A 9,773-nucleotide genomic window follows, 5' to 3' on the forward strand; every position below is an offset into this window, starting at 1 on the left:
GCAGTCGGCGGTGAACTTGACGTCGGAATAGGAGGCGTGGAGCCCGACCCACTGCGCGAACTGCACGTCGGCGAAGCCGCGGACCGTCTTCTGGGTGTTGGAGGCGACGGCGCGTCCCTGATGGTCCCACTTGTCGTGGTCGTAGCCGATCCCCACGCGCAGCCACGCGGCCGCGTTCACGTGGAGCTCGGCCTTCCACGTCACCTTCTTCCAGCCGATCGGATCGGTCGTGTCGGCGCCCGCCGACCCGGCGTCTCCTTGGACGGGAGTGAGGTCGATCTCGGGGCTCCGGTTGTCCATGTCGTAGTAGCGGTAGGAGAGGCTGTAGCCGAGCAGCGGAATCGGATCGCCGGTCAGCTTGAGCGTGTAGAGCGTGGTGTCGATCTTGCCGTCGGCGTTGCCGACCGGCAGCGCGGCGGGGTTGGAGAGCGCGATCGCCGAGTTGCTCGTGTACGGCAGCAGCGCCTGGTCCTGACGCATCTGGCCGATCCCGACCAGCGCCGTGATCCGGTGGCGCGCCGGCAGGTTGTACGAGGCGCTCACGTCCACGTTGAACGCGCGGTTGTCCGGCGCCGTCGCCGTCTGCAGCACCGTCGGCGCGGACGTCGTCGGCGTCAGATATTGGTTCGGGTTCTCCCAGACGATCCGGTCGTAGCCGTTGCGGAAGCTGCTGACGAAGGCGGTCGTCCGCAGGAAGAGATCCTTGTCGGCGTACTCGAGGGAAAAGTCGGCGTTGCGCGTCGAGTAGTCCACGGCGACCGGCAGTTCGACGACCGAGCTGAACCCGGAGCCCCAGGTCTGCGGCATGTGGCCGCTGCGCTGTTCGTCCTGGTACTTGGCCGTGAAGGTGAATCCTTCGCCGAACGGGACGGACGTGTAGGCGCCGGTCGTGCGCCGCACGACCCGCAGGTCCACCGGAACGGCGTAGGAAGCGAACCCGGAGAGGTTCGCCGCCGCCGGCATCTGGCTGTGGATCGCCGCCGGGATCGTGAAGACGTCGCCGCCGACGTCGGTGAAGTACGACCGCGCGGTGTTGGAGATCCAGTTGGGCGAGCGGGTGTAGAACAGCCCCGCCTTGAAGCCGGCGCGGCGTCCGAACTCGAGCCCGATCCGCTCGTCGTCGAAGAGCGCGTTCTTCGTCGCGCCCGCGATGTAGAGGCCGCGGCCGAGGTTCCAGTCGAAGTCGACGTCGATCGTCGCCTTGTTCTCCGGCATCACCTCGTACCGCTGGAGCTTCGCGGAGTCCTTGTCCCCCGAAAGGAACGCGCCGCCGACGCGGACGGTCCCCTCGGGCGACGTTTCCTGGGCCAAGGCCGGCGCGGCGCAGCAGAGCGCGGCGGCGGCCAGAAGGACGACGGTGCTGTGTCTCATGGTCTTGTCCTCCCTTCGCCGCGCTCAGCGCAAGAGCCGGTTGCCGGACGGGTGGTTGGAACCGTGGATCGCCTGATGGCAGTTGAGGCAGCCGTGGTTGAAGGCGAACCGCTCCGCCGGCATGTGGGTCTGGCTGGGATGCCGGCTCGAAACGTGGCAGTTCTGGCAGAGGACCGGGACCTTCACCTTGAGCAGCGACGTGGTCGTCGAGCCGTGCGGGTCGTGGCAGGTCGTGCAGTTCTCGCGGACCGGAGGGTGCTCCCAGAGCATCGGGCCGCGCTTCTCGGCGTGGCAGGTGTAGCAGTTCTCGTTGACCGAGCGCTGGCGCAGCGACTTCTCGTCGAGCGTTCCGTGCGGGTTGTGGCACGACGTGCAGGTCATCGCGCCCTCGCGCACCGGCATGTGCGCCGAGCGGTACATCTTCGCCGCCTGCGCCGCGTGGCAGCCGCCGCAGGCCTGCTGCTCGCCCGCCTTGAGCAGGTGCGGCCGCGCGGCGCCCTTCGGGTGCGGGTCGTGGCACGTGCCGCAGTCGAGGTTGCGCGCGTCGTGCGTCGAGCCGACCCAGTGCGCGACCTCGCCCTTCTGGTGGCAGGAGAGGCAGACCTCCGCGCGATCCCGCCCCTTCAGCGTCGAGAGCCGCCGGATCTTGCTCGGATCGCCGCCGCCCGCGACGTGCTCGTCGGCGGGGCCGTGGCAGCCCTCGCATCCTGCGGGACTCGCGGCGTGCGGCGTCTTCGCGAACGCCGCGGCCAAGTCGGTGTGGCACTGCCCGCACCGTTCCCACGCCGGAGGCGCGTCCTGCCCCGCGTAGGTGGACGGTGCGAGCGCCAGAGCCGCGGCCATGGCCAGTCCCGCGGTCGTCGCCCATCCGATCCTCATCGTCCACTCTCCTTTCGGGGCGCGGCGTCGAGCCGGGCCCCAGCCCTCGAGCCGCGGCGCCGCGTCGAATCGCTCCGTCCTCGGATCGGCGCGGCGCGGCTGCCGTAGCCTAGTAAGTGAGTCACCCTCGATGTTAATACAGCGGACTGCGAACTCGCGGCGCGGACGATCGATTAAGGCCGCAACTGCGCGAAATTCGAACTGCGACGAGGATGCCGCAGAATGGCCGCCGCGCGCCGATGGCGCTTTGAAACGTTCGACTTAGTTCGAGCGCGACGAGGCCGGCGCGGAGCGCTTGACGGGGGCCGCGGAGGTGGTCGCCCCCTCCGCCTTACCGGAAACCATTTTCATCTTTTCGGCCGCGGCCTCGGCCTTTTGCCGCGCCCGTTCCGCGTCGGCCTGCGCCTTCGCGCGCGCCGCGGTGCGGCGGCTGATGCGGTCCACGATCTCCTTCGGGAGCGGCGGCGCCACGACGCGCGAGATCTTCGGACGCGGCGTCGAGCGGAGCGGATCGTCGCCCTCGACCATCAACACGACCTCGCCGGGACGCTGATAGTCGAGTTCCGCGCGGACCGCCTGCTCGATGGCGAGGTCGTCGCCGCGCAGCCCCTCGACGACGCCGCGCAGCTTCTCGTTCTGCGCCGCCTCGTCGGCGACCTGCGCGCGGAGCGCGTCCCGCTGGCGTTGGAGGTCGCGCAGGTCCCGCACGCCCCCCTTCGCCGAGAAGGCGAAGACCCACAGTGCGGCGGAGAAGCAGAAAAGGAACCCGCGGGCGAACCAAACCCCCGCCCGCCGTCCCTTCCCCTGATGCGCCGCGCCCGCCGTCATCGTTCCTTCCGCCTATGCGGCGAGGGGCGGCCGCTCCGGCCGCCCCTCCGTCGCGCGATCAGCCGCCGTACGGCCGCAGCCCGGCGAAGCGGGCGGCGTCGGCCAGCTCTTCTTCGATGCGCATGAGTTGGTTGTACTTCGCCACCCGCTCGCCGCGCGCCGGCGCGCCGGTCTTGATCTGCCCGGCGCCCGAGCCGACGGCGAGGTCCGCGATGAACGTGTCCTCGGTCTCGCCGGAACGGTGGCTGATGACGGTGTTGTAGCCGCTGCCCTGCGCCAGCTGGATCGCGTCGAGCGTCTCGCTGACGGTGCCGATCTGGTTGAGCTTGATCAGCACGGCGTTGGCGACCCCCTTGTCGATCCCCTCCTGGATGATCTCGGGGTTCGTGACGAAGAGGTCGTCGCCGACGAGCTGCACGCGGGCGCCGAGCCGGTCGGTGAGCAGCTTCCAGCCTTCCCAGTCACCTTCGGCCAGACCGTCCTCGATCGAGACGATCATCGGGTAGGCCGTCAGCAGCTCGTCGTAGAACGCGACCATCTGCTCCGAGGAGAGGACCTTCCCCTCGCCGCGCAGGTGATAGCCGTCGTCTTCCTTGAGCTCGCTGGCCGCGACGTCGATCGCGAGCGAGACGTCCTCGCCCGCCCGGTAGCCGGCCTTCTCGATCGCCTCGAGGATGAGGTCCAGCGCCTCGCGGTTCGAGCGGAGGTTCGGGGCGAAGCCGCCCTCGTCGCCGACGCCCGTGGCGAGGCCCTTGGCCTTCATGACCTTCTTCAGCGCGTGGTAGACCTCGGCCGAGGCCCGGACCGCTTCGGCGACCGAGGCCAGGCCGGCCGGCACGACCATGAACTCCTGGATGTCGATGTTGTTGTCGGCGTGGGCGCCGCCGTTGACGATGTTGAGCATCGGCGTCGGGATCGTCCGGGCGCCGACCCCGCCGAGGTAGCGGTAGAGCGGCACGCCGACGACCGCCGCCGCGGCGCGCGCGGTGGCCATGCTGACGCCGAGAATCGCGTTGGCGCCGAGCGAGCGCTTGCTCGGCGTGCCGTCCCGCTCGAGCAGGACCGTGTCCACGACGCGCTGGTCGGTCGGGTCGAGCCCTTCGACGGCGGGTCCGAGGACTTCGTTGACGTGACGGACGGCCTTTTGGACGCCCTTGCCGTTGTACCGGGCCGGTTCTTCGTCGCGCAGTTCCAGAGCCTCGCGGCTCCCGGTGGACGCGCCCGACGGGACCGACGCGCGGCCGACGACGTCGTCGTCCACCGTGACCTCGACTTCGACCGTCGGGTTGCCGCGGGAGTCGAGGATTTCGCGGGCGAAGACGCTGGTGATTTCGACCATGGGAGGCACCCTCCGCGGGCGTGACGCCCGCACTTTCGCGTAGTTTATAACGGACTGGCCGCGCGGAGAAGGAATTCGCGCCGTTCGGCCGCCTCCGGAGGACGACGTGGCCCCTTCCGCCGACGAATTCTGCGTCGCTCTTTCGACCTGTCCGGATCAAGATACGGCCGGCAAGCTGGCGCGCATCCTCGTCGAGGAAGGGGTCGTCGCCTGCGCGACGATCGTCCCCGGCGCGCGCTCGATCTACCGCTGGCGCGGCGCGGTCCACGAGGACGACGAGGTCCTGCTGGTGATGAAGACCAGGGCCTCGCGCTTCGCCGAGCTCGCCGCGGCGATCGCCGCCCGCCATCCGTACGAGACTCCGGAGATCGTCGCCCTGCCGCTCGTCGCCGCCGGCGCGCCGTACCTCGACTGGCTCGCCGCGACGCTCTGACGGACCGATGCCGGCCGGCGGTCCGCTGCTGCTCGCGGCCGCGCTGGCGGCGGTTCCGCCCGGCGCCCCGGACGCGGCCGACGGCGTCGTTCCCGCCGTCGTTCCCGCGGGGCCGCTCTGCGCCCCGGGCACGCGGATCGCGAAGATCGACGTCGAGGTCCTCGACGTCTTCGACCTGACGGCGCCGGAGCAGTCCCGCTGGTTCCACCGCGCCGCGAACGCGGTCCACGCGCCGATGCGCAGCCGCGCCTGGGCGATCCGCAAGGTGCTCACGCTGCGCGAGGGGGACCGCTGCACCCCCGAGGCGCTGCTCGAGGCGGAGCGCGGGCTGCGGCTCTTCACGTTCGTGCAGGACGCGTGGGTCGAGGCGGTCGCGCGGAGCGGCGACGACGTCACGGTCCGCGTCCGCGTCCGCGACGCGTGGTCCACCCGCGTGCGCCTGTCGTTCGACGCGCAGGGGGGCGAGGACCGCTCGAAGTTCAAGCTCTACGAGCAGAACCTCCTCGGCACGGGAACGGCGCTCGGCTGGGAGAACCTGCGCGGGCCGGAGCGGACCGAGCGGGCGCTCGACGTCTCCGCCCCGGCGCTGCTCGGCCGCGGCTGGCGCGCGGCGAGCCGGCTCTCCGACAACTCGGACGGCTATCACCGCGAGGCCTCGCTGGAGCGGCCGTTCCGCTCGCTCGCCGACGACTGGTCGCTCTCGATCGCCGGAACGACCGACGAGCGGGACGAGAAGGTCTACGGCGGCCCCGACCCGATCGACGTCTGGCGGCTCGACGGCCATTCCGCGGCGATCCTCGCCGGCTTCTCCCCCGGCGGAAGCGAGGACGTCGTCGTCCGCCGCTTCGCCGGCCTGGCGTTCGAGCGGCGTTCCTGGCGCTTGGCCGACGCGCCGGGCGTCGGTCCGCTCCGTCCCGACCTCGCCCCCCGCGACGCCGCGACGACGGCGCTGCGCTTCGGCGTCGAGCGGCGCGAGATCGACTTCCGCCGCGTCCGCCGCGTGGAGACCGACACGCGGATCGAGGACTTCGACCTCGGCGCCGTCTACTCGGCGTGGCTCGACGTCGCCCCGAAGGCGCTCTCGCCCGACGCCGCGCTTTGGCTGCGCCTCGCCGCGCGGAAAGGGTTCGAGCTGCGCGGCGGCTCCTTCTTCGTGATCGAGGCCACGCACGAGATCCGCCGCCTGCGCGGCGACTGGTACGGCGCCCGCACCGGCCTCGACGCCCGCTGGTGGCGCGTCCTCTCCCCCTCCCGCACCGCGTTCTTCCGCGCCTTCGCGCTGACGACGCGAGGCGCGGAGGGACCGGACCGCCCGCTCCTCGGCGGCGACACGGGCCTCCGCGGCTACGAGGCGCACGCCTTCGCCGGCGCGAACCTCCTCCTCGCCGTCGCCGAGCATCGCTGGTTCACGTCGCGGGAGATCCTCGGGCTGGCGCGGATCGGCTTCGCCGCGTTCGTGGACGCCGGCGGGGCGTTCGACGGCGCGCCGAGCTGGCGGGACCTCCATCCGGACGTCGGCGTGGGGCTGCGCCTCGCCGTGCTGCGGACCGCGCACGGCACGACGCTTCACTTCGACGCCGCCTACGCGCTCGACCCGAACGGGCCGCCGAACGACGGCCGCCGCCTTCGCCTCTCCTTCACGACGGTCGGCTTCTTCTGACCGCGGCGCGGCTTGACAAGCCGGACCCCGCCTCCTACCCTTTGTCAGATTTTCGCCGCGGCCACGCTCCGCCGCGGGAACTCTCCCACTTCCCACCTAGAAGATGCGGATCGCACTCTCCCCTCGAAAGGCGCGTTGATGACGGAACGCACGATCGACGGCGACCGCGCCGGCGAGGCGAGCGACACGTTCTCGCTCAACCGCCTGGCCCGCATGCGGGTCGAGGAGGTGGCGCGCGCGGCCCGGGAGATGGGGCTGTCGGGAGTGTCCGGGCTGCGGAAGCAGGACCTGATCTTCCAGATCCTGCGCGCGCAGACGGAGAGCAAGGGGCTCGTCTTCGCCGAGGGCACGCTCGAGGTCCTGCCGGAGGGGTACGGCTTCCTCCGTTCCGCCGAGTACAGCTACCTTCCCGGCCCCGACGACATCTACGTCTCCCCTTCGCAGATCAACCGCTTCGCGCTCCTCACCGGGGACACGGTCTCGGGACAGGTCCGCTACCCGAAGGAGGACGAGCGGTACTTCGCGCTGATCAAGGTCGAGGCGATCAACCACGACGACCCCGACAAGTCGCGCGAGCGGATCTTCTTCGAGAACCTCACGCCGCTCTACCCGATGGAGCAGCTGCGGCTCGAGACGACCAAGGACAACCTGACCGGCCGCGTGATGGACATGTTCACGCCGCTGGGCAAGGGGCAGCGCGGCCTGATCGTCGCCGCCCCGCGGACCGGCAAGACGACGCTCCTCCAGTCGCTGGCCAACTCGATCCTCGCCAACCACAAGGAGGCCTACCTCATCGTGCTGCTGATCGACGAGCGGCCGGAAGAGGTGACCGACGTCAAGCGCGCGGTGGACGGCGAGATCGTCTCCTCGACGTTCGACGAGCCGGCGACGCGCCACGTCGCCGTGGCCGAGATGGTGATCGAGAAGGCGAAGCGGATGGTCGAGTACGGCAAGGACGTCGTGATCCTGCTCGACTCGATCACCCGCCTCGCCCGCGCCTACAACAACGTGCAGCCCTCCTCCGGAAAGGTCCTCTCCGGCGGCCTCGACTCGAACGCGCTGCAGCGGCCGAAGCGGTTCTTCGGCGCCGCGCGGCACCTCGAGGAAGGCGGCTCGCTGACGATCGTCGCCACGACGCTGATCGACACCGGCTCGCGGATGGACGAAGTCATCTACGAGGAGTTCAAGGGCACCGGCAACATGGAGCTGCACCTCGACCGGCGCCTCGCCGACCGGCGGGTCTTCCCGGCGATCGACCTCACCCGCTCCGGCACGCGCAAGGAAGAGCTGCTGCTGGAGCCGGACACGCTCAATTCGGTCTGGGTGCTGCGGAAGGTGCTCAGCGCGATGCCGCCGGGCGAAGCGCTCGAGCTCCTTCTGGACCGCCTGAACCAGACCAAGAACAACCAGGACTTCATCCGCCAGATGCGCGAAGGCGGATAGTCCCGCACCGCCAAGGAGCGCCTTGTGATCAAGCCGATCGAAAAAGCCCTCGAACAGGTCAACAACCGCTTCCTGCTGACGACCGTCGTCGCCCGCCGCTGGGAGAACATCGTCGCCGGCGCGCCGCCGCTCGTCGAGAAGGCGCCGGGGCAGTCGCAGATCGACCTCGTCTTCCGCGAGGTCATCGAGGGGAAGGTGAAGCCGAACTCGGAGACGATGCGGATCGAAGTCGAAGGGATGCCGCAGGTCGAAGAGAACGACGAGCCGCTCTTCTCCTCCGCGCTGCCGACCGAAGCCGGCCCGCTCGGCCAGGCGATGGGCGCCGAAGGGGACAAGGAGTAGCTTCGTGGCCGCCCCGCGGCCGGGCGGCGGCCTCGCCGCCCAGCTCGTGCGGCTCTCGCGCCGCGTCGGCGCGGACCGCGCGCTCGTCCTCCACGGCGGCGGCAACACGTCCTGCAAGATCGGCGCGGGCGGCTTCGGGCCGCCCCGCGTCCTCTTGGTCAAAGGCTCGGGGCGCGACCTCGCTTCGGCGCGGCGCCGCGACTTCGCGGCGCTCGACCTCGCCGCGCTGGTCGCCGCGTTCGACCGCGGCGACCAGCCGCTCGAAGAGGCGCTCGCCGACGCGGCGCTCGAACCCGACGCGCCGCGCGCCTCGGTCGAGACGCCGACCCACGCCGTCCTTCCCGCGCGCTTCGTCGTCCACACCCACGCCGAGGCGGCGCTCGCGCTGACCAACCAGCCGGAAGGCGCCGATCTCGCCGAGCGCGCGCTCGGCGCGCATTTCGCGTCGCTGCCGAACCTCCCCTCCGGCTGGCCGCTCGCCGTCGCCGCCGGCGCGGCCCTCGCCGTCGATCCGGCGCTCGAAGGGATCGTCGTCCGCAGGCACGGGTTGTTCGTCTGGGCGGACACGGCCGACGACGCGGCGGCGCGGATGTTCGGCGCCGCGGCGCGCTGCGTCGCGGAGCTCGAGCGGCGCGGCGGGCGCCTCTCCGGATTCGGGAGTTCGTCGGCCGACGAGGAACGGCGGGCGCGGCGCGCGGCCGCCGCTTGCGCGCCGTGGATCGCGGCGCGGTTCGCCGAGTCGTTCGGTCGTCCGTTCGCCGCGTGCGCGCGCGCTTCGGCCGATCTCCTCGCGCTCCTCGATGCGCCGGGCGCCGCGGAGCTTCACGCGCGCGGCGCGGTGACGCCCGACGACGTCGTGCGCACCCTCAACCGCCCGCTCTTCTTCGACGCCGGCCCCCGCGCGGGACGCGCCGAGCGGTTCCGCGCGGCGCTGCTCGGCTTCGCCCGCGGGGAGGAAGAACGCGCCGCGCAGCTCGGCGCCGACCGGCCGCTCGCCGCGGCGGTCGCCGGCCAGCCGCCCCGCGTGGTCTGCGTTCCCGGGGTGGGCCTTTTCGGCTGCGCGCCGGACGCGCGCCAAGCCGCCGCCGCGGCCGATCTCGCCGCGCGGGCGCTGCGCGTGCGCGCGGCCGCCGAAGCGGTCGGCCGCTTCGCGCCGCTCGCCGACGACGAGGCGTTCGCCGCCGAGACCTGGGCCCCCGAACGGGCCAAGCTCGACGACCCGCTGGCCCGCTGAGCGCGGGTCTTCGCGGTCAGGCGCGCGAACGACCGTCCGCTCGGAGCAGGTCGCGCCGCGGGGTCTCCGCGGTCAGGCGCGGCCGTAGCGGTCGGCGGCGAATCCGTCCACGGTCTCGCGCACGACGCCGCGCCGATTCGCGGCGAGGTGGGCGAGCACCCACGTCGCCTCGTCGGCCATCTCCGGCGCCCCGGCCGCCGCGGCCCACGCCGCGGCGACGCGCCGCTCCGTCGGCGCCGCGTCC

9 protein-coding genes are annotated in these 9,773 nt (G+C 71.8%); 5 read left to right on the top strand and 4 right to left on the bottom strand.

The features are described from left to right. From LLG88_10630 to eno, 4 genes are all read right to left on the bottom strand, one after another. A partial coding sequence (locus LLG88_10630; GenBank protein MCE5247355.1) for an MtrB/PioB family outer membrane beta-barrel protein occupies positions 1–1,371 on the bottom strand: 1,371 nt, incomplete at its 3' end. 24 nt (positions 1,372–1,395) lie between these two features. Next, a complete protein-coding gene (locus LLG88_10635) occupies positions 1,396–2,250 on the bottom strand; it encodes a DmsE family decaheme c-type cytochrome (GenBank protein MCE5247356.1) in 855 nt (284 codons plus the stop codon). Between the two features lie 261 nt (positions 2,251–2,511). Next, complete coding sequence (locus LLG88_10640) at positions 2,512–3,078, bottom strand: septum formation initiator family protein (GenBank protein MCE5247357.1); 567 nt, start codon at positions 3,076–3,078, stop codon at positions 2,512–2,514. Positions 3,079–3,136: 58 nt separating this feature from the next. Continuing rightward, entirely contained in the window at positions 3,137–4,417 is a 1,281-nt protein-coding gene (eno, locus tag LLG88_10645) for a phosphopyruvate hydratase (GenBank protein MCE5247358.1), read from the bottom strand. Positions 4,418–4,523: 106 nt separating this feature from the next. On the opposite strand from eno, the gene LLG88_10650 reads away from it, so the two are divergent. The 5 genes from LLG88_10650 to LLG88_10670 all read left to right on the top strand — a co-directional run bounded on the left by LLG88_10650 (position 4,524) and on the right by LLG88_10670 (position 9,529). After that, complete coding sequence (locus tag LLG88_10650; protein MCE5247359.1) at positions 4,524–4,850, top strand: divalent-cation tolerance protein CutA; 327 nt, start codon at positions 4,524–4,526, stop codon at positions 4,848–4,850. Between the two features lie 7 nt (positions 4,851–4,857). Continuing rightward, a complete protein-coding gene (locus LLG88_10655) occupies positions 4,858–6,510 on the top strand; it encodes a hypothetical protein (GenBank protein ID MCE5247360.1) in 1,653 nt (550 codons plus the stop codon). 138 nt (positions 6,511–6,648) lie between these two features. Beyond that, entirely contained in the window at positions 6,649–7,953 is a 1,305-nt protein-coding gene (gene rho / locus LLG88_10660; protein ID MCE5247361.1) for a transcription termination factor Rho, read from the top strand. A 24-nt stretch (positions 7,954–7,977) separates the two neighbouring features. Continuing rightward, positions 7,978–8,295 carry a DNA-directed RNA polymerase subunit omega gene (locus LLG88_10665; protein MCE5247362.1) on the top strand — a complete coding sequence of 106 codons (318 nt, stop codon included), beginning with the start codon at positions 7,978–7,980 and terminating at the stop codon, positions 8,293–8,295. A 4-nt stretch (positions 8,296–8,299) separates the two neighbouring features. Next, the gene (locus LLG88_10670) at positions 8,300–9,529 is read left to right on the top strand and encodes a class II aldolase/adducin family protein (protein MCE5247363.1); all 1,230 of its coding nucleotides are present in this window, start codon (positions 8,300–8,302) and stop codon (positions 9,527–9,529) included. Positions 9,530–9,773: the final 244 nt, after the last annotated feature.

It is taken from the genome of bacterium (assembly GCA_021372775.1).
Lineage (GTDB): Bacteria > Acidobacteriota > Polarisedimenticolia > J045 > J045 > JAJFTU01.